Below are 18,244 nucleotides of genomic sequence, written 5' to 3'. Positions count from 1 at the left end.
CTACGAGGGACGATATGGCACGCCCTCGGCGGATCCTGCACCTCGACGACCAGCCCGAGCTGCTCGAGCTCGTCGAGGCGCAACTGGCCCGTGGAGACGACGCACTGGAGTTCGAGCAAGCGACCACCGTGACGGAGGCGCTGGAGCTGCTCGAGACCGCGGACCCGCCGTTCGAATGTGTGGTGAGCGACTACAAGATGCCCGGCCGGAACGGGCTGGAGTTCCTCATGGCGGTTCGCGAGCGGCGGCCGGACATCCCGTTTCTCCTCTACACGGGCGAGCGGGGGTCGGAAGTCATCGGGGAGGGAATCGCCGCGGGACTCACCGACTTCGTCCGCAAGCGCCGAGGGCCCGAACACTACAGCCTCTTGAGCAGCCGCATCGCCCGGAGCGTCGACCGCTATCGCGCCGAGCAGGACCGCGAGGCGATACGGGGCGCCCTCGAACAGTCGCGGGAGGGTATCTGCGTCCTCGACACCGACGGGCGGATCAAGTACGCCAACCGGGCGTTCCGCGAACTCTACGGCTACGACGAGACCGACCTCGTCGGGACAGGCTGGGAGCAGCTCCACCCGCCAGCCGAAGCGGAGTTCCTGCTGGCCGAGGTCCTCCCCTCGCTCGAGTCCGACGGCGAGTGGACCGGCGAGAGTGTGGGCAAGCGGGCCGACGACTCGCGGTTCCGCGAGTCCACGATTCTCGGACAGCTGCCGGCTGGCGAGATCGCCGTCGTCGTCACCGAACTGCGCGAGGTGACCTCGGGCGACGGCAACGAGACGGCAGCCACCGACAACGCGACCACACCCCAGCCGGAGGACCAGTCGTCGTCGGGCGAACTCGACTGAGTCGTCGAGCGCGCGCGACGCCGGCACCAACAATAATCAGCCACCAGCCCCTACCCCCCGCGAGGATGCCGTTCCCACGCCTCGAAGCCCGCGACTACGCCGCGGCCGGAGTCGTGCTGCTGTGTCTGTTCGTCGCGTACGTGCTGGTGCCGACGCCACTCGTCCAGTACACGGCGTGGCTCGTCGTGTTCAGCGTGTGGATGGCGTGGTTCGTGCTCGCCTCGGGCGCGTTCATCTCGGTGTTCGACCGGTGACCGGCCAGGAGTAGATTTTTGTCAGCGCCTGCACATCATCGGACGATGTCGACGACGATTCGGGGGACGGTACAGGGGATGGCGAGCCGGGCGAACCCGGCGTTCGCGACCGGTGCCGTCGTCGTTCCAATTACGCTCCTCGCTGGGGCAGTCCTGTTCGGTACAGTCCAGCAACACACCTACGCGCACGTGATGGCCGGCGTCCTGTGGACGGGCATCGACCTGTTCATGGCCGCCGTCCTCGGCCCAGTCATCGGGGGGCTCGCGGTCGACGAGCGCGCGAGCCTCTTCCAGCGGTTCACACCCAAGATGACGTTCGTGATGCCAGCGCTCGCGCTCGTCACCATCTTCGGGGGCATCACGCTCGCGCTCCGACTCGGCTACTTCCCGAACGCAGACCCGTGGCTCGCGCTGTTCACGGCCGCGAGCCTCCTGCCGGCTCTGCTCTCGATCGGCTGGCAGTTCGACGCGTTCGGCGACCGCCGCTGGCAGGCCGTCTTCGGCCTCGCGCTCGTCGGGAGCCTCGCGTACCTCGCCACCACCCTCCCGGCGTTCGCGATGACCGACCCGCTCATCGCCGTCACGCTCGGCGTGATGGTCGTGCTCACCGTCGTCGGCTTCGGGGTGCTGCTGCCCGGCGAGGTGAAGATGTATCTCGAGATGGTGTCGGCGTCACCTGACTCCGAAGTCATCAGCCGCATCGGCCTGCGAAACGCACGGCTCGCCGGCGTTCAGGGACTGTTCCAGCTCGTCATCATCGCCCTGATGGTGTACCTGCGGTGGGGTGCCGCCTGATTACGTCCGGGAGTCCCACTTCAACACGAGCTCGCCCGACTCGCGGTCCCCGCCCAGAATCGCCGGGCGTTCGACCGTCGAGACGCGGACGGTGGCCTCGTCCGGCGGGGGGAGCAACACGACCGTGTCGCCGCTCTCGACGCGCACCTCGTGAACGTCGTCGAACACGCCGTCGAGTTCGCGCAACGGCGCGACGAACGCGGCGTCGTTGTGGCTCGCGTCCGTACCGACGGACTCTCCCCACGCGATGTCGGCCACGTCCTCGGTGCGCCCGGAGAGGACGGCGTTAACGGCCGCGCCCAGGAGGAGGATGAGCCCACCGAAGTAGAGCCACGTGATGAGGAGGATGATGACGCCGACGATGCCGTACGCGGACTTGTCGGAGACGAGCGCGTAGAGCTGGAAGCCGTAGCTGAGCACGGTCCAGCCCGTCCCCGCGACGAGTGCGCCGGGGAGGATCTCCCGGACGGAGACGTCCTCGTCGGGGAAGACGTAGTACATCGGGAGCAGGGCGATGCCGATGCTCAGAATCGAGAGGAGCGGCCGGACGACGATGTCTCCGAGACCGAACGACGGGAGGCCGACGAACGCGTCGGCGAGCGTCACCGCGAACAGCGCGATGCCGATGGCGCCGAACACGATGACACCATCGACCACCTGGTCGACGAACGAGTTCTGCGACTCGGACTCGTAGATGTCGGAGAACGCCTGGTCGAGCCCCCGGAAAATGCGGAGCGTCCCCCAGACGAGCGCCGCCGCCGACAGCACCGAGAGCCCCGCGCTCTCGGTCGCGTTGCGCGCGGCGACCACCAGCACCTCCGCGATAGAGCGGGCCGAGTCGTTCGCGCCCCCCGCCGTGGGCGTGATGTTGGCGACGAGCGCCTCGATGACCTGTGAGGCGAGTTCGTCACCGCCCAGTCGCGTCAACAGGAACAGCGCGAGCAGGAGGAACGGCAACAGCGAGACGAACGCGTGGTAGGCGATGCTGCCGGCCATGAACGTGATATTCTCGGCGCGAACCTCGGTGACGATGGCCGAGACGACCTCCTTCCCCCGTGCGCCGTATCGGCGCGCTCGCGACGTGGACAGACTCATGCCCCGAGATACGTCACCCCCGGGGAAATACTCCGGCCCTACGCGAGCCAGTCGGCGACTTCGTCGGCTACCACGTCGGGGCGCTCCCAGTGCATGAAGTGACCCGTGTCGCGCAGTCGGAGCACCCGTGACTCCTCGAACGCCGCGCCCACGTGGTCGAGCATCTTCGGCTCCATACAGCCGTCGCGCTCCCCGCCCATGACGAGCGTGGGCGTGTCGAACGGCTGCCCCTCGTCGGGTGACCGGATGCCGCGACGGGCGAGCGCGTGGATGGTCTCGTTCGTCATGTCGCGGTAGTACTGCAGCGCGTGCTCGACGGTCTCACCCGTCCGGAACGTCTCCTTGACGCTCTCGATGCGATGGTCGGGGTAGTCCCACCCCGGCGCGAACACCCCCCAGGTGAGTTCGATGAACGCGAAGTCGTTGCGCCGGAGGAGTCGCTCCGCAACCCCCGGGAACTGGAACAGCCAGATGTACCACGAGCGGAGAAACTGCGTCGGGTAGGCGAACAGCAGGGCGTCGAATCTGGGCGGAACGGCCATCGTCACCGCGCGCTCGAAGGGGTGGTCCTGTGCGAGCGCGCCGTACGTGCCGACGGCCCCCCAGTCGTGCCCCACGAGGTAGCGCGCGTCGAGTGCGTCACCCAGCGCGACGATGTCCGAGCCGAGCGCGCGCGGCGAGAAATCGCCGTCCTCCGGGGCGTCGGTCGGGCCATACCCCCGTGAGTAGGGAGCCACGAGATGGTAGCCGTCGAGCCGGTCGGCCAGCACCTCGAACGTCCCCGGGTCGTCCGGGAAGCCGTGCATGCACAGCACCGTCTCGCCGCTGCCCCACTCGCGACACTCGAACGTCAGGCCGTTCGCCTCGACTTCCATACGTCGGCTTCGGGGACGGGGATTATAGCCGTGGGGACTCGAACAACGGCCATGACAGTCGTGGCACTCCTGTCGGTCGCCCCCGTCATCGAGGGCAGCATGGCGAGCGAGGTGGCGAAAGCGGTGGCAGCACTCGACGAGTTCGACGTGGCCTACGAGACCAACCCCATGGGGACGATCATCGAGGCCGACTCCATCGACGAGCTGATGGCCGCGGCAACGGCGGCGCACAAGGCCGTCGACGGCGACCGCGTCTCCACGTTCCTCAAGATCGACGACAAACGGACCCACACGTACGAGGCGAAGGAGAAGGTCGAGTCGGTTGAGCGCGAACTCGGTCGCGAGGCCCGGAAGGAACGCTAACAGCCAACACGGCGGCCAACAAACCCATTATCAATGCCGAGTGACCGCGAGGTATGAGCGACAGCAACTACGACGCAGTAGACGCGGGTGAACCGACCCGACTCCAGTCGGTCGTGAAGCTAACCCTCGGAGCCATCGTGCTCGTGGTGCTGGGCTCGTTGCTCAGTCTGGTGCCGCCGCTCTCGCGACCGCTCCCCGGGACACCCATCAGCATCGAGACCGCCATCCTCGGCGTGTTCTCGGTCGTGGTGCTCGGGCTGTTCGTCGCGGTCGCAGACGAGTTCGAGGCGGTCGTCGCCGAACGGCTCGACGGCCCTGAGCGAGTCGTCGGTGAGGTCGCGGCCGTCGCGAAGTACCTCGTCGTGTTCCTCGCGTTTATCGCGGTGTACGAGCCGCTCGCGCGCGCGGTCGTCCCGTTCCTCGCGGGGGCCGACGTCGTGTGGCTGTTCGACCTCGGCTACTCCGTGGTCGCACTCGGCCTGCTCGCCATCGTCGGGGTGCTCGTCTACCGGAACCTCGACCCGGTCGCGGCGCTCGTCACCGACTACGTCGGGAGCAGTACGAGTCACGAACTCGACGGACGCGACGCGACGTAACCCACGAACCCTTTTGCACGGTGGCGGGTAAGCGGGCGTATGGAGAGTCTCAACCGGATGGCACTGGAACTCGTCGACGAGGCTATCGACTTCGCCGACGAACTCGCCATCGAGACGTTCGAACTCGACAACGGGGCGACCGTCCTCGACTTCGGCGTCGAGACGTTCGGCGGCTACGAAGCCGGCCTGTTGCTCGCAGAGATTCAGACCGGTGGGCTCGCGACCATCCAGACCGAGTCCGGCGAGCTCGGGGGGGCGACCCTCCCGCACGCGAAGCTCCACACCGACCACCCGGCGCTCGCGCTGCTCTGCTCGCAGAAAGCCGGCTGGGAGCTGTCGACCGAATCGTTCGAGGGACTGGGTTCGGGGCCGGCGCGCGCGCTCGTCGCCGAGGAGGACGAGTTCCGGCAGACGGGCTACGCCGACGCCTTCGAGTTCGCCACGCTCTGCGTGGAGTCCGACGACCTCCCCGACGAGTCGGTCGCCGAGCAGGTCGCGGACATGTGTGCCGTCGACCCCGGCTCCGTCTTCCTCCCCACGTTCCGCACCGACTCCATCGCCGGAAGCGTCGTCCTCGCCTCGCGGGCGGCGGAGATGGCCGCCTTCCGGCTCGCCGAGTTGGGATACGACCCGCTCGACATCCTCACCGCACACGCGACCGCACCGATCGCGCCCGTCGCGGGCGACTACGAGACCGCCGTCGCGCGGACGAACGACGCGCTCGCCTACGGTGGACAGGTCCACCTCACCGTCGAGACGGACTTCGACCGGTTCGACGAGCTACCCTCCACGGCTCGTGACGACTACGGCGTCCCGTTCGAGCAGATCTTCGACGACGTCGAGTGGGACTTCTACGAGGTGCCGACCGAGGTGTTCGCCCCCGCGCAGGTGACCGTCGACGTGCTCGGCGGCCCCACGTACGCGCTGGGTGAGACCGACGAGGAACTCGTGGCGACGTCGTTCGGACTGTGAAGTTCAAGGTCGTCCCACCCGCGCCCGACTCGCTCGACCGGCTCGAAGCAGTCTGGAAGGGAGTCCCCATCGTCCCCGACGCCGAGGAGTCCTGCTGTGCCCGCCTGATGCAGGACGCGGCGGTCCCGGCACAGGACGAGGCGAAGGAGTGGCTGACGTTCTGCCGGGCGCTCGGACTCGCGGAGGAGGGGCCCCGAGGGTACAGCCGCGTCCGCGGTGCGTTCGACCCCGACGCGCTCGCCACGCGGTTCACAGAACACGTCTACGCGGCCGACGAGGCGCTCGCCGTCCTCGCCGACGCGGACGACCCGCTCGCCCCCGACGCCGTGTTCGACCGGCTGCGCGACCGGGTGCCCGCGTGGGAGCGCCAACGCAGCACCGACTGGACCGAGACCTGGACCGAGCGCACGGCGCGCATCCTCGCGTGGGCTGCCCTGTTCGGGCTGGCCGCAGAGCGGCCGAACGGGTACGTTAGCGTTTAGTCTCCGCGTTGCCAACTTCGACTGTGCCTATCGACGCGGTTCTCTTCGACGTTGACGACACGCTCTGTCGCTATCGGCGCTCCGCCGCCGAACTGCTCTCGCTGGCGTTCGACGACGTGGGCGTGGAGCCGTTCTTCTCGGTCGAGGCGTACCACCGCCGGTACTCGGAGTTCATGCCCGAGACCGACGGCGTCGCCGACCTCCGTCGTGAGTGTTTCGCCGCCATCGCCGAGGAATCGGGGTTCGAGCGGGACGTGGGCTACGCCGTCGCGGACGCCTTCGCCGCCGAGCGCGACCACCGCGACGTAGAGCCCCTGCCGGGCGCGCTGGAGGCCGTCGAGTCGCTCGGCGAGGACCACGCCGTCGGCGTCGTCACCAACGGCGACCCCGGTATGCAGTCACAGAAGCTCGAGGGGCTCGGGCTCGCCGACGCGTTCGAGGTCGTGGTCCACGCCGGCTACGACACCGCGGCGAAACCCGACCCCGAACCTTTCGAGCGGGCGCTCTCTGTGCTCGACGTGTCGCCCGAGCGCGCCGTCCACGTCGGCAACTCGCTGTCCTCGGACGTGGCGGGCGCACACAACGCCGGCGTCGGGTCGGTGTGGCTCGACCAGGGCACGGCGCCCGACCCCGTGCCCCACTACACGCTCGGGTCGATGCGGGAGCTCCGGCGGCCGCCGTGGCTCACCGAATCGGAATCCTGACACACTGTTCGTCGGCTCGTGCCTCGAGCCGGGCGACCCGTTCGTCCATCGACGGGTGCGTCGCCAGCAACCGCGTCAGCGTCCCCTGCTCGTCCCCGTGGATGTACAGTGACGCGAGCGGTCCAGTCGGGGCTGCCGCGCGGTCGATCTTTCGGAGCGCGTTGGCGAGCGCCCGCGGTCGGCCCGTCACCGCGACCGCGCGGTCGTCGGCGGCGAGTTCGCGACGCCGGGAGTGTGCCCGGAGCGCGACCGTGAACACGAACAGGAGGACGACAGAGAGGCTGGTGACCGTCCGGCGTGCGCGAGTCGTCGTCTCGCGAATGCGGGCGATGGAGTCGCCACGCATGTAGCCGACGGCCCGGACGGAGCCCGCGACGAGCAGGGTGAGCGGGAGCAACACGAGCAACAGCAGCCCCGTCACCGTCTGGACGAGGCTGTAGCCGAGCGTCTGCACGAGCCCGTCGCGGCGCTGGAGGTGTGCGAGTTCGTGCGCGATGATGGCCTCCAGCTCTCGGGCGTCGAGCAGTCGAAACAGCTGCGCGTCGAGCACCACGTCGCCGTCGCTGGGGCCGCCGAGCGCCAGCGCGTTCGGCATCTCCATCCGGGCGACGAGCATCCGGGGGCGGTCGACGCCGATCTCGGCGGCGAGTTCGTCCACCCGCCGATAGAACGCGGGGGCGCGCCGCTCGTCGATCACCTGCGCATCGAGCGCGCCGAGGATGCGCGCTCTGCCGAACTGGTGCGAGGTGTAGCCGAACGTCAGCGCCACCGCCACCACGATCACCGCCGTCATGGCCGGGTCGGGGCGCTGCTGCCAGAGGTACAGCAGCGCCCCGTACGCGAGAGACGCGGCCAGCGCGTAGAACACGAGCATCCCGATGCCGGTGAGGAGCATCAGGAGTCGGAGCCCCCTCCCGCGGTTCATGCCACCTGTAGGTGTTCGGAGAACGAAAGGATTCGGGCTACGGGTCGACGTTCGTCACCGTCCCCACGCCCTTCGAGGAGCCCTCGCGGAAGACGAACCGCTGGCCCACCTCGACGAGATACGGACGGAACTTGAACCGGATGCGGGCCGTTCCCGTGTCGCCGGGGAGCAGTCGGCCCTCCTCGGGGTGGAACGCCGCGGCCTCGCTGACGGTTTCGAGGTGGACGACGGGCTCGTACCCCTCACCGATGCGCGTGGGGTGGTTGAGCACCATCACCTCCGCCTCGAACTCGCGGACGGGCGTGGGGTCGGCATCACGGGGCAGGAGTGCCATCCCACGTTCGATTTCGGCCTCCTTCACGCCCTTGAGTGCGATGCCGACGATGCGCCCAGCCCGCGCCTCGTCGACGCGGTGGTAGTGCATCTCGATACTGCGGACCTCGACCTCGCGGAAGGAGCCGTCGGCCATCGGGCCGAGGAGGAGTTCGTCGCCGGCCTCGACGGTCCCCGACTTCACGGTGCCGGAGGCCACCGCGCCCACCCCGGTCACGTTGTACGTCCGGTCGATGTACATCGAGAAGTCGCCCTCCTCGCGGGCGGTCTTCGGGAGCCGGCGGAACAGCTCGTCGAGGGTGTCGAGCCCGGCCATCGTCACCGCGCTCGTCTCGACGATGGGGACCACCTGCTCCGAAACCTCGTCGATGGCTACCTCGACGCCGTGGCGCGCGACCAGAAGCGGCGTCCGGTCCGCGTTCCGGAGGAGGCGTTCGACCTCGCGTTCGATCTCGCGGACCCGCTCCTCGGGGACCGTGTCCGCCTTCGTGATGGCGACCATCGTCGGGAGCTCGGTGGCGAGCAGGATACCGAGATGTTCACGGGTCGTCTTCGTCGGCCCGTCGTCGGCCGCGACCACTAGCAGACCGTAGTCGAGTTTCTGGCCGACGAGCCCCCGGATAGTGGTCCGAAGCCACGGCTCGTGGCCCACCGTGTCGACGAACGAGACGAGCCGGTCGGCCTCCTGCACGACGCGGGCGCGGTCGGTCTTCCGGTCGGGGTTGTCCATGTGGATGGTCTCGCCCTCCTCGTCGAAGCCGTAGACGCCGTACGAGAGGTCCGCGGAGAGCCCGCGTTCGACCTCGTGGGGCTGGACGTCGAGGAACGCCCGCGTCCCGCCCTGCCCGTCGTCGGGGCTCCCCGTCACCAGCGAGCCGACCAGGGTAGATTTCCCGTGGTCGACGTGGCCCGCCGTCCCGACGACGATGTGGTCGTCGTCGGTGTCGAGCATCGCCCCCTCTTTCAGGGTGGCGACGCCCACGAGCCCCGTATCGCCGGCGCTCCACGTCTGCACGTCGTCGATGTGGGCGCCCGCCTCCTCGGCCAGAAGCGAGAGGACGTCCATCGACTCGGAGAAGGCGTCGGGGTCGATGCCCGCGATGCCGCCGTCGTCCGTGACGCCGACGACGTAGGTGGCCTCGCCGTCGCCGGAGAGGACGCGGTGGCGCAACTGCGCCGCGAGCGATTCCAGTCGGCCATCCGCGAGGTGAACGGCTCTCGTCAAGCGCTCCTTGAATTCGACGCTGCCACCCTCCTCTTCCCCGTGCTCTAAGGCACGGTCGAGGGCGGCGCGGTCCGCGCTCATGTACGTGAGTGGCTAGCAACCACACGGCTAAAAGCCTTCCCCGGAAATCAGGCGGCTCGGCGGCCCTGTGGGTGATAGCCGTGGGTAGTCGGCTATAGCACTCCCGAGCCGCCAGTCAGTCGGCCCCCGCCGGCCCGCTCGACTCCGGGCTGTCGACGCGCGCCGTGGAGACGAGATACACCCCGGCGGCCATCACCACGCCGCCCACGAGAAACAGCGGGCCGATGGGTTCGTCGAGCAGCAGCGCCCCGAGCCCCACTCCCACGACCGGCTGGGCGAAGAACGTGACCGCGACGGTGCCGGCGTCGACCTGCTCCATCCCCTTGTACCAGAGATACCACGCGAGCGCGGTCGAGACCACCCCGAGGTAGAGGACGGCTGCGACGAGTCCGGGCGTGACGGTCACGGACGCCGCGCTGGCATCCACCCACCAGAACTCGGCGAGCGCGAACAGACCGAACAGCGGAATCGAGAGGACAGTCGTGTACGTCGCGGCTTCGAGCGCCGAGTACTTCCTGATGAGCGGTTTGCCGAACGCGGTGTAGGCGGCCCACGTCGCAGCCGCGAGGACGAGCATCCCCGGTCCGAGGAGGGTATCCACGGCGAGTGCCGTCGGGTCGTACCGACCGGCGAGGACGAGCCCAGTGCCGACGAGTGCGAGCGCCGCACCCGCGAGCTTTCGGGGACCGAGCGACTCGTCGAGGACCGCGACACCCAGCGCGAGGGTGAACACCGGCGAGAGGACGGTGACGAGCGATCCCTGTCCGGCGGACGTGAGGTCGGTACCGAGGAACTGTGTGGCGAGCGAGACGGCGAGAACGACGGCGAGGCCGGCGAACCCGAGCCAGTCGCGTCGCGAGAACGCGCGTTCAGGCTTCGTCGCACGGACGACCGCGAGCAGCACGATCGACCCCAGCACGACGCGACAGAACGCGAGGGCGAGCGGCGGCATCGACGCGAACACCCACTTCGAGACGACGTACATCCCGCCCCAGATAGCAGAGGCAATGAGGGGTGCGAGGACCGGATAGCGCACGCTGGTACTCATCGACGGGCGGGCCTAAAGTCGTGCCCGACCATGGCCGGGAGCGAGCCAGACATCGGCATCTCACTCCGCGACGCGGGCGAGCGCCTCCAAGAAGCCCTCGGCGTAGCCCGCGTCGGTGACGTGGTCAGCGGCAGCGAGCGCGTGGTCGTCGGCGTTCGCGACCGCGTACGACTCGCCCGCCACGGCGAACAGCTCCGCGTCGTTCTCGCTGTCGCCGATGGCGAGGAACTCGTCGGGGGCGTATCCCAGTCGCGCGGCGGCGGTTTCGAGCCCGAGGTCCTTGTCCACGTCGGGCGACTTGACGTGGTAGGCGTAGCCGGTGTCGACGACTTCGAGGTCGTGGTCGGCGGCGATGGCTTCCAGGGGAGCGAGTGGCTGCTCGCGGGCGACCGCGAGTTCGGTCTCTCGCCAGCGGTTCACGAGGTCGACGCTCCCCCAGCCGAGCGAGTGGCCAGCGGCCTCGTACTCGCGGGCGACGGCCTCGGCGGCCTCGCGGTCGCCGTTGTAGACGATGCCGTCGCCGAACCGGCCCCCGCCGTAGGGGTCGTCGCTTCCGCCCTCCTCGATGCAGACGACGCCGCCGTTCTCGGCGATAACACGGACGGGAACCCCGACGAAGTCGCAGAGCCCCACCGGGTAGGGAAACGACTTGCCCGTGGCGACGACGACCGGAGCCTCTTCGGCGTACGCTCGGAGCGCGTCGAACACGCGAGGGTCGACGCCGCGGTCTGGTTTCGGCCGGGTGAGCGTCCCGTCGATGTCGACGGCGAGCGGACGGACCATACCGGGTGTGCAGACGGGACAACTATCAAGCCGTCCGTTTCCGTTCGGGGCGTATGGACCCCGAACGGGTCGCCCCCGACATCTACTGTCTCGACACCCACCTGATGGGGATACCGGGCGCGTGTTCCGCGTACGTCGTCGACGCGGCCGAGCCCCTCCTCGTCGACGCGGGCGACGCGAACAGCCCCGACCACCTCCTCAACGGGCTCGACGCGCTCGGCATCGCGCCCGCCGACCTCGACCACCTGCTCGTCTCGCACGTCCACCTCGACCACGCGGGCGGCGCGGGCGTCCTCCAGTGGCTCGGCTAGTCGGTCAGCCGCTCGTACGCCCGCGTGAGTTCCTTGAACTCCTCCTCGTCGCCGCCGCGGTCCGGGTGAACGTCCTTGACCTTCTCGCGGTAGGCTCGCTTGACTGCGGACTCGTCGGCGTCCTGTTCGAGCCCGAGCGTGCGGTACGCCTCGCGTCGCGTCACGTCCCCGGGGTCGACCCGCTGGCCCTGCGTCGTCCGGCCACCGGCGCGCGCCTCTCGTTTCGTTCGGGTCCGGGCGTCGGAGAACCGGGGGCCGGCGCCGAATCCCCCTCGCGGTCCCTCGCCACGCGCCTCGCGAGCCTCTCGCTGGGCGCGCTGGCGGCGTGCGCGCTCGTGGATGCCCTCGCGGATGCGGCCCGACGCGTGGTACCAGAACAGGTACGTCGCACCCGCGAACGGCACCGCGATGAACAGGATGACGGGGTCGCGAAACACCGCCGCGAGGACGAACAGCAGGACGGTCATGCCTGCGAACACCGCGGCGAGGCCGACGACGAGCGGTGAACGGTCCACATTCCACGTTGGGCGGCGGGAACTGTAAGCCTCGCGGACCCCGCAGAGCTATACGACTGCGTGTGCTACAGCGTGACATGAGCGTCTCGGCGACGTGCGAGCTCTGCATGGAGGGCGAAACCGAGTGGGGCTGTGACCGCTGTGGAAAGCTCGTCTGTGACGACCACTACGACCCGGGGAGCGGCTACTGCACCGAGTGTGCCGCCGCCATGAAGCGTCCCGGGAAGGCGACCGCCGACAACGACGAGTGGCGTGACGGGGTCGACACCTACCGAATGTAGAGATTCGCAGCGTAGTACCGGCCGTCGAGCGCGACGACGGGCGGGAGCCCCGGGCCTGCCGGTGGCGCCTCGGCCAGCAGCTCGTAGAGTCTGCCGTAGCGACCGTCGGTGACCGCCACCCGGGATTCGATAGCCGACGACAGGAACGCCCGGTCCGACGCGGAGAGGTCGTCCGTCGCCACCGCACGCGCCACTCGGGCCGCTGTCCCGAGATCAGAAACCGTCTCGTACGCCAGTTCGTGTGTGTGTGTGTACCGGTAGGTTCGGTCCGTCCGCGTGGCGTGGCCCGTCGCGCGAACCCGGTAGCCGTCGCCCTCGTGGACGACGTACACCGTCTGCCCGTCGCGGAGGCGTGAGTCCCCCGCCTCGGGGATGTCGCGTGGACTCCGCGACACCGCCGGACCGGTCGTCGGCGGAACGCCGAGAGCGCCAGTTCGACGAGCTGCGGTCGACGGGCGATAGCGCCGCGAGCGGCGTCGCACGCGACAGCGTCTCGGCCTGCCAGTCAGCGTCGGGGTCGTACTCGACGGTGACGAGCGCGGACTCGACGACGCGTTCGCCGGTGCTCTCGACCAGAATCCGGTGGACCCGGCCGCCGTGGTCGACGAGCGACCCCGGGCGGACGACCGGTTCGTAGTCGATTCCCATCCACTCGCCGCGTTCGAGCACGTTCGTCAGCACCCCTCGCTGGAACTCGGAGAGGGTGTCCCAGTCGAGGAGGTACGCCTCGCCCACCGTCCGTGCTGAGAGCGGGACGAGTTCGAGGGCGAACGGTGGGGCAGGCGAGACAGTCGGCTCGGGAGCCGGGTCGTACCCGACCGTACAGCCGGCGAGGAGGGCCGCGGCGCTCGCCGTGCCGGCGAGGAACGTTCGTCGCGAAGACATGATTGTGGCACGACACCACCGAGGATAACCGTTGTGCGCCGGCTGCTAGCAGCGCGCGACGGGTCAGCGGTACTCGTTCAGGCGAGTCTTGAGCTGCCTGGCCGCGCGGCCGGCCGCACCGAAGTACTCCTTCTCGCCCGTGGCGCCCTCGCCGGCGAAGATGATGCCCCGCGAGGAGTTGACGAGGCCGACGCCATCAGCGAGGCCGAACTCGACGGCGGCCTCGGCGTCGCCGCCCTGCGCGCCCACGCCCGGCACGAGGAACGGGAGGTCGGGCACGAGTTCTCGAACTTCTTCGAGTTCGTCCGGTGCCGTCGCGCCGACGACGAGGCCGACGTTGCCGTTGTCGTTCCACTCCGCCGCCCGTTGCGCGACGTACTCGTACAGCTTCTTCTCGTTGCCGACTTCGAGGTTCTGGAAGTCGCGGGCACCCGGATTCGAGGTGCGCGCGAGGACGATGACGCCCTTCCCCTCGCGGGAGAGGAACGGTTCGAGCGCGTCGCGACCCAGATAGGGATTGACCGTGATGGCGTCCACCTCGTCGAGGATCTTCGCGTACTGGCGGGCGGTGTTGCCGATGTCGCCGCGCTTCGCGTCGAGGAGGACGGGCACGCCCTTCCCGTGGGCGTACGCGACCGTCTCCTGTAGCGAACGCCAGCCGTCCGCGTCCTCGTAGAACGCCGCGTTCGGCTTGTAGCAAGCGGCGTGTTCGTGCGTGGCGTCGATGACACGGCGGTTGAACGCCCACCGCGGCAGGTCGGAGTCGAGGAAGTCGGGAAGCCGGTCGGGGTCGGGGTCCAGCCCGACGGAGACGACGCTGTCTGTCGTCTCGATGCGGGCCGCGAGGTCGTCGAAGAAGCCCATTGCGAGGGGATTTTCGGCGGCACACTACAAGCTTCCGAGTTCGAACCTGGCGGCGGCACCCTCAAGACAGTTCGGTGCTTCCCCCCGAGCGTGCAAGCGGTCGGCTTCGACCTCGACGAGACGCTCGCGGTGACGACCCGTGACCGGTCGCGCATCCTCGCGGACGCGAGCGAGCGAGCCGACGCGCCCCCGCTCTCGCGGGACGCCTACCTCGATGCCCACGCCGAACACAGCGGCAGTGCGTCGCGCGAACCCGTCTTCGATGCGCTGCTCGACGGCCACGACACCGAGGCGACCGGCGGTGAACTCGCCGAGGCCTACGGCGAAGCCATCGAAGCGGCGATGGAGCCGCTCGCGGGCGTTCCCGACCTCGTCCGGACGCTCCAGCGGTCGTATCCGGTCGGTCTGTTGACCGACGGCCCGGTCGAGACCCAGTGGAGCAAGCTCCGGACGCTCGGCTGGACCGAGCTGTTCGACGTGGCGCTCGTCACTGGTGGCCTGCCCGCGCCCAAGCCCGCGGACACGGCGTTCCTGGCGCTGGCGGCCGAGCTGGACGTCGCTCCCGAACGCATCGTCTACGTGGGCGACCATCCCGAAAACGACATCGTCGGCGCCGCCGGAGTCGGCATGACCACCGTACAGGTGCTGTACGACGGCGGCCCGGACCCGCATCCGGATGCGACCGCGACGGTTCGACGCGAGGCGCTGGTCGAGGAGCTCCCGCGACTCGTCGCGGAGTTCGACTGAGCGGCTGCGCCTACGTGTCGGGGTCGCCTGGTTCCTCGGTCGAGAGTGCGTCGACGACCGTCGCGAGCACGTCCGTCGCGCGCTTCACCTCGGCACCGTTCTCGACGAACACGAGCGTCCGCGGTGGGTCGACGGCCTTCGGCCGGACCCGCAGGCCCGCGTCGCCGGCGGCATCGGCCGCCGTGTCGACGCCCCGGCGAACCTCGAGGTGCGCGCGGTCGGGGTGAACGTAGACGTCCGCGAGCCGCGCCCCTCCGAAGTCGATGCCGTAGGCGAACGCGCCGAACTCCGTGGGCTCGACGTCGCGGTCGGCGTCCACGACGGAGAGCCGACCGGTTGGACCGGATTCGCGGCCGTGGACCTCCGAGGAGAGGAGCTGGGCGATGCGCGTGCCGTCGGTGAGTTCGTCGACGACCATCAGAGGTCCGCGAGGGCTTCCGCAGCTTCGTTGTGCACGTCGATACCGTTCCGATGGGCGTAGAGTATCGCAGCGGCCTCGATGGTCACCGCGAGGTCAGCCTGCAGGCGGTTGATGCTCGCGACCGCCTCCTGCTTCTCGATGCCCGAATCGAGACACGCATCGAGCACCTTCTCGAACACCGAGCGCTGCTGGAGGATGGACTCGTCGGGGTGGTAGTCCTCGGGCACCGTCACCCCGCTCGGGTCGAACGTCGCCCGGAGGCCGTCGTCCGTCCGTTCGAGGAGGCCCTCGCCCACCGCGACGTCGACGAGGCGCTTCGCCTGGTCGGGGGAGAACCAGTCACGGTCGAGCGAGAGTGCCACCACGAAACTCGATTCGCCGAGCACACGCTTCCCCTCGCTGCGGAAGGGGGCGGCGACGGCGACGCGGAGGCTCATATTCGAGGGTGTCGGGCGGCGGGCAAATAGGCATTGGATTCCTCGAGGTGATAGCGAAGGGTTCAACTACGCGAGCGGCGAGTTTCCCCCCATGAAGAGTCACGAGCGCTCCACGAAGAAGCGCACTGGCGGCCGACGCCGTCCCATCCGAAAGAAGCGAAAGCACCAGCTCGGCTCCTCGCCGACCGAGACGCGCGTCGGCGACGCGAAGCTGAAGATCGTCGAGACGCGCGGCGGCAACTCGAAGGTCCGCGCCATCCAGTCGGAGGTCGCGACCATCGCCACCGGCGGCAAGACCGTCGCCGCGACCATCGAGAACGTCAAGGAGAACGCCTCGAACCCGAACTACGTCCGCCGAAACATCATCACGAAGGGCGCCATCATCGAGACGTCCGAGGGTGACGCGCGGGTCACCTCCCGACCCGGCCAGGACGGGCAGGTCAACGCGGTGCTTCTGGACGACGAGTAACCCGACTGCACGGTCCATTTTCATCACGGCGTCCGCGTTCACGGCCACCGTCGGGTGTGCGCAACCCGACACCGCTCGCTCTGGCACCGCAGCAACGTATGGAGTTGATACGACCTGCAACCGTCGTGTTTTTCGCGAGTCTCGAACGAGTCGAACGACTGTCGGGATGTTCGACAGGTAGCGTATATCTATCGAATACACGTCCTCTGAGCGGGGTATAATGGCTGGACACTATCCACGACGACACGTGCTGAAGGCGATTGGGGGCACTGGCGCATTCCTCGCGCTCGGTGGGACCGCCAGTGCACGGAACGGTCAACGGCAGGGCGCGAGCGGTGGCCAGAGCATCGTCGAACTCGCCCTCGAGGAGAACGCTGCGTCGGGGGAGTTCTCGACGCTCATCGCCGCGCTCGCGGCGACCGACCTCGTCGACGCGCTCAACGGTCGGACCCAGCTGACCGCGTTCGCACCGACCGACGCCGCGTTCGCGAACATCGGTTTGACCGAGACTAGCTTCGAGAATTTCACACGGGCAGAACTCGAGGAACTCACCGACGTCCTCCTGTACCACGTGACGCGCGGCCGCCGGTACGCTGCCTCGCTCAACGACGGTGCGGAGGTAGAGATGCTCAACGGTGACGCCACGACCGTCGAGGTCGTGGGAAACAACGTGTTCCTGAACGCAAGTCAGGTCATCGGCGCCGACACCGAGGCATCGAACGGCGTTCTCCACGTTATCAACGCCGTCCTCGAACCGCCGGCGTAACCGTCCACTACACCCCCATACCGCCCACCGTACCGGCCTGACGGACGCAGCCCGCTACGGTTTCGGCGCGGCCTTCTGGAGCGCAGTCTCGGCGATGTTCCCCCCGTAGTCGCCCGCCCGTGAGAGCGAGTCGACGACGAGACCCAGTAGTTGCGCCTGCTGGGGCGCGAGGTCGAGGAGTTCCGCGTCCGCCTCCCGAACGCGCTCGTCGACGAGGTCCACGGACTGTCGGGCCTCGTTCGCCAGCCGCGTCGCCTCCTCGGCGTCGTCGGCGAGCAGCGCGTCCATCGCCTTCTCGATGACCGCGACCGCCGACTCGTGGAGTTCGCCGATGAGGTCGCTGACGTGTTCGGGCGGGGCGTCGAGTTCGAGCGCGTTCTCGGCGATCTTCGACGCGTGGTCCGCCACCCGTTCGAGCTGGCGGGCGCTCGAATGATAGTCGAAGGCGGTCTCGCGGTCGAGGCCGACTTCCGCGGCGGTCGAGGGGTCACGAAGGATGGAGCGGAACACGCGCGAGACCATGTAGTACAGGCGATTGACGTCGTCGTCGCGCTGGATGACGTCCTCGGCGAGGTCGTCGTCACCCTCGACGAGCGCGGTCACCGAGTCCGCGAGCATCGTGGTCGCGACGAGCCGCATCCGCGTGATGGCGTTGTTGATGGACAGCTCCGAGGAGTCGAGGAGGTCCTGGAGCTGGACGCGCTCGGAGGTCTCACCGATGACTTCGAGGCCGACGAGCCCCTGGGCCGCCGTCCGAATCGTGCGGCGCTGCTCGGCGGTGATACGTGGGGTCTCGAGGGTGATGATGTCGAAGCCGCTGACGTACATCGTCATCACCGCGCGGGTGAGCTGGTCGCCCTCCAGCCCCGTGACGTCGAGGGTCCCCTCGACCTTCTCGTCCTCGCGGCGCGGCGTGAGCAACAGCGCGTCGTCCTCCGGATGGAACTCGACGACGCTGCCACCGCTGACCCCGTTCGCCGTCGCCCAGTCCTTCGGGAGGCTCACCGTGTACGTCGACCCACCCGTCACCTGCACCTTGCGCGTCTCCATACGCCCACCAGCGACGCACACACCATAAATCAATCCACATCTATATACACTTCTGGCAAAGACGGTATTCACTCGAATCCACCTCGTTCGAGGCGAAATCAGCTCCGAAATACCGACGGTTTGCC

General features: G+C 68.7%; 26 protein-coding genes. 13 read left to right on the top strand and 13 right to left on the bottom strand.

What is annotated here, in order from left to right; genetic code table 11:
• The first annotated feature begins 14 nt into the window (after positions 1 to 14).
• The 3 genes from NL126_RS12380 (at position 15) to NL126_RS12370 (ending at position 1,891) form a co-directional block, all read left to right on the top strand.
• Positions 15 to 842, top strand: coding sequence for a response regulator (locus NL126_RS12380; protein WP_255195185.1), 828 nt, complete (start codon positions 15 to 17; stop codon positions 840 to 842).
• A gap of 65 nt (positions 843 to 907) precedes the next feature.
• On the top strand, positions 908 to 1,096 hold the full coding sequence (locus NL126_RS12375) for a hypothetical protein (protein ID WP_255195184.1): 189 nt from the start codon (positions 908 to 910) through the stop codon (positions 1,094 to 1,096).
• A 78-nt stretch (positions 1,097 to 1,174) separates the two neighbouring features.
• Positions 1,175 to 1,891, top strand: a complete 717-nt coding sequence (locus NL126_RS12370) for a hypothetical protein (protein ID WP_350355501.1) — start codon at positions 1,175 to 1,177, stop codon at positions 1,889 to 1,891.
• Here the strand turns inward: NL126_RS12370 and NL126_RS12365 are convergent, their stop codons facing one another.
• Positions 1,892 to 2,986, bottom strand: coding sequence for a YihY/virulence factor BrkB family protein (locus tag NL126_RS12365; protein ID WP_255195182.1), 1,095 nt, complete (start codon positions 2,984 to 2,986; stop codon positions 1,892 to 1,894).
• Positions 2,987 to 3,024: 38 nt separating this feature from the next.
• A complete protein-coding gene (locus tag NL126_RS12360) occupies positions 3,025 to 3,861 on the bottom strand; it encodes an alpha/beta fold hydrolase (protein ID WP_255195181.1) in 837 nt (278 codons plus the stop codon).
• A 51-nt stretch (positions 3,862 to 3,912) separates the two neighbouring features.
• Here NL126_RS12360 and NL126_RS12355 point away from each other — a divergent pair, with 51 nt between their 5' ends.
• The 5 genes from NL126_RS12355 to NL126_RS12335 are packed head-to-tail and all read left to right on the top strand — an operon-like array spanning position 3,913 to position 6,978.
• On the top strand, positions 3,913 to 4,224 hold the full coding sequence (locus NL126_RS12355; RefSeq protein ID WP_255195180.1) for an MTH1187 family thiamine-binding protein: 312 nt from the start codon (positions 3,913 to 3,915) through the stop codon (positions 4,222 to 4,224).
• A gap of 53 nt (positions 4,225 to 4,277) precedes the next feature.
• The gene (locus NL126_RS12350; RefSeq protein WP_255195179.1) at positions 4,278 to 4,820 is read left to right on the top strand and encodes a hypothetical protein; all 543 of its coding nucleotides are present in this window, start codon (positions 4,278 to 4,280) and stop codon (positions 4,818 to 4,820) included.
• A 39-nt stretch (positions 4,821 to 4,859) separates the two neighbouring features.
• A complete protein-coding gene (mch, locus tag NL126_RS12345; protein ID WP_255195178.1) occupies positions 4,860 to 5,792 on the top strand; it encodes a methenyltetrahydromethanopterin cyclohydrolase in 933 nt (310 codons plus the stop codon).
• A complete protein-coding gene (locus NL126_RS12340) occupies positions 5,789 to 6,274 on the top strand; it encodes a double winged helix-containing putative transcriptional regulator (RefSeq protein ID WP_255195177.1) in 486 nt (161 codons plus the stop codon). Before mch ends, NL126_RS12340 begins: the two co-directional genes overlap by 4 nt.
• Positions 6,275 to 6,297: 23 nt before the next feature.
• Positions 6,298 to 6,978, top strand: a complete 681-nt coding sequence (locus tag NL126_RS12335; protein ID WP_255195176.1) for an HAD family hydrolase — start codon at positions 6,298 to 6,300, stop codon at positions 6,976 to 6,978.
• Here NL126_RS12335 and NL126_RS12330 read toward each other — a convergent pair.
• The 4 genes from NL126_RS12330 to NL126_RS12315 all read right to left on the bottom strand — a co-directional run bounded on the left by NL126_RS12330 (position 6,959) and on the right by NL126_RS12315 (position 11,373).
• Entirely contained in the window at positions 6,959 to 7,903 is a 945-nt protein-coding gene (locus NL126_RS12330; RefSeq protein ID WP_255195175.1) for a M48 family metallopeptidase, read from the bottom strand. The two genes, NL126_RS12335 and NL126_RS12330, sit on opposite strands and share 20 nt — an antisense overlap.
• A gap of 37 nt (positions 7,904 to 7,940) precedes the next feature.
• The gene (locus NL126_RS12325) at positions 7,941 to 9,542 is read right to left on the bottom strand and encodes a GTPBP1 family GTP-binding protein (RefSeq protein ID WP_255195174.1); all 1,602 of its coding nucleotides are present in this window, start codon (positions 9,540 to 9,542) and stop codon (positions 7,941 to 7,943) included.
• Positions 9,543 to 9,657: 115 nt separating this feature from the next.
• The gene (locus NL126_RS12320) at positions 9,658 to 10,590 is read right to left on the bottom strand and encodes a DMT family transporter (protein WP_255195173.1); all 933 of its coding nucleotides are present in this window, start codon (positions 10,588 to 10,590) and stop codon (positions 9,658 to 9,660) included.
• A gap of 60 nt (positions 10,591 to 10,650) precedes the next feature.
• Complete coding sequence (locus NL126_RS12315; protein ID WP_255195172.1) at positions 10,651 to 11,373, bottom strand: HAD-IIB family hydrolase; 723 nt, start codon at positions 11,371 to 11,373, stop codon at positions 10,651 to 10,653.
• A 53-nt stretch (positions 11,374 to 11,426) separates the two neighbouring features.
• Here NL126_RS12315 and NL126_RS12310 point away from each other — a divergent pair, with 53 nt between their 5' ends.
• Positions 11,427 to 11,684, top strand: a complete 258-nt coding sequence (locus NL126_RS12310; protein WP_255195171.1) for an MBL fold metallo-hydrolase — start codon at positions 11,427 to 11,429, stop codon at positions 11,682 to 11,684.
• Here NL126_RS12310 and NL126_RS12305 read toward each other — a convergent pair.
• Positions 11,681 to 12,199 (bottom strand): J domain-containing protein, encoded by a 519-nt coding sequence (locus tag NL126_RS12305; RefSeq protein WP_255195170.1) that lies wholly within the window; start codon positions 12,197 to 12,199, stop codon positions 11,681 to 11,683. The two genes, NL126_RS12310 and NL126_RS12305, sit on opposite strands and share 4 nt — an antisense overlap.
• A gap of 77 nt (positions 12,200 to 12,276) precedes the next feature.
• On the opposite strand from NL126_RS12305, the gene NL126_RS12300 reads away from it, so the two are divergent.
• Positions 12,277 to 12,480, top strand: a complete 204-nt coding sequence (locus tag NL126_RS12300) for a hypothetical protein (protein ID WP_255195169.1) — start codon at positions 12,277 to 12,279, stop codon at positions 12,478 to 12,480.
• On the opposite strand, the gene NL126_RS12295 is transcribed toward NL126_RS12300, so the two are convergent.
• From NL126_RS12295 to pyrF, 3 genes are all read right to left on the bottom strand, one after another.
• Positions 12,468 to 12,662, bottom strand: coding sequence for a hypothetical protein (locus NL126_RS12295; protein ID WP_255195168.1), 195 nt, complete (start codon positions 12,660 to 12,662; stop codon positions 12,468 to 12,470). The two genes, NL126_RS12300 and NL126_RS12295, sit on opposite strands and share 13 nt — an antisense overlap.
• Positions 12,663 to 12,693: 31 nt before the next feature.
• Positions 12,694 to 13,365, bottom strand: a complete 672-nt coding sequence (locus NL126_RS12290) for a twin-arginine translocation signal domain-containing protein (RefSeq protein WP_255195167.1) — start codon at positions 13,363 to 13,365, stop codon at positions 12,694 to 12,696.
• Between the two features lie 63 nt (positions 13,366 to 13,428).
• A complete protein-coding gene (pyrF, locus tag NL126_RS12285; RefSeq protein ID WP_255195166.1) occupies positions 13,429 to 14,229 on the bottom strand; it encodes an orotidine-5'-phosphate decarboxylase in 801 nt (266 codons plus the stop codon).
• 90 nt (positions 14,230 to 14,319) lie between these two features.
• Here pyrF and NL126_RS12280 point away from each other — a divergent pair, with 90 nt between their 5' ends.
• Positions 14,320 to 14,976, top strand: a complete 657-nt coding sequence (locus NL126_RS12280) for an HAD family hydrolase (RefSeq protein WP_255195165.1) — start codon at positions 14,320 to 14,322, stop codon at positions 14,974 to 14,976.
• Between the two features lie 10 nt (positions 14,977 to 14,986).
• On the opposite strand, the gene NL126_RS12275 is transcribed toward NL126_RS12280, so the two are convergent.
• Both NL126_RS12275 and NL126_RS12270 read right to left on the bottom strand, forming a co-directional pair.
• Complete coding sequence (locus NL126_RS12275) at positions 14,987 to 15,394, bottom strand: DUF7993 family protein (RefSeq protein ID WP_255195164.1); 408 nt, start codon at positions 15,392 to 15,394, stop codon at positions 14,987 to 14,989.
• Positions 15,394 to 15,834 carry a DUF2240 family protein gene (locus tag NL126_RS12270; RefSeq protein WP_255195163.1) on the bottom strand — a complete coding sequence of 147 codons (441 nt, stop codon included), beginning with the start codon at positions 15,832 to 15,834 and terminating at the stop codon, positions 15,394 to 15,396. Before NL126_RS12270 ends, NL126_RS12275 begins: the two co-directional genes overlap by 1 nt.
• A 91-nt stretch (positions 15,835 to 15,925) precedes the next feature.
• Between NL126_RS12270 and NL126_RS12265 the strand changes: the two genes are divergently transcribed.
• A complete protein-coding gene (locus NL126_RS12265; protein WP_255195162.1) occupies positions 15,926 to 16,303 on the top strand; it encodes a 30S ribosomal protein S8e in 378 nt (125 codons plus the stop codon).
• A gap of 220 nt (positions 16,304 to 16,523) precedes the next feature.
• Positions 16,524 to 17,069, top strand: coding sequence for a fasciclin domain-containing protein (locus NL126_RS12260; RefSeq protein ID WP_255195161.1), 546 nt, complete (start codon positions 16,524 to 16,526; stop codon positions 17,067 to 17,069).
• Between the two features lie 54 nt (positions 17,070 to 17,123).
• On the opposite strand, the gene NL126_RS12255 is transcribed toward NL126_RS12260, so the two are convergent.
• Complete coding sequence (locus NL126_RS12255; RefSeq protein ID WP_255195160.1) at positions 17,124 to 18,119, bottom strand: phosphate uptake regulator PhoU; 996 nt, start codon at positions 18,117 to 18,119, stop codon at positions 17,124 to 17,126.
• Positions 18,120 to 18,244 lie beyond the last annotated feature (125 nt).

Source organism: Halorarius litoreus (assembly GCF_024362405.1).
In the GTDB taxonomy this organism is placed as follows: Archaea; Halobacteriota; Halobacteria; order Halobacteriales; family Haloarculaceae; genus Halorarius; species Halorarius litoreus.
This window is presented reverse-complemented; position numbering and strand designations above follow the sequence as displayed.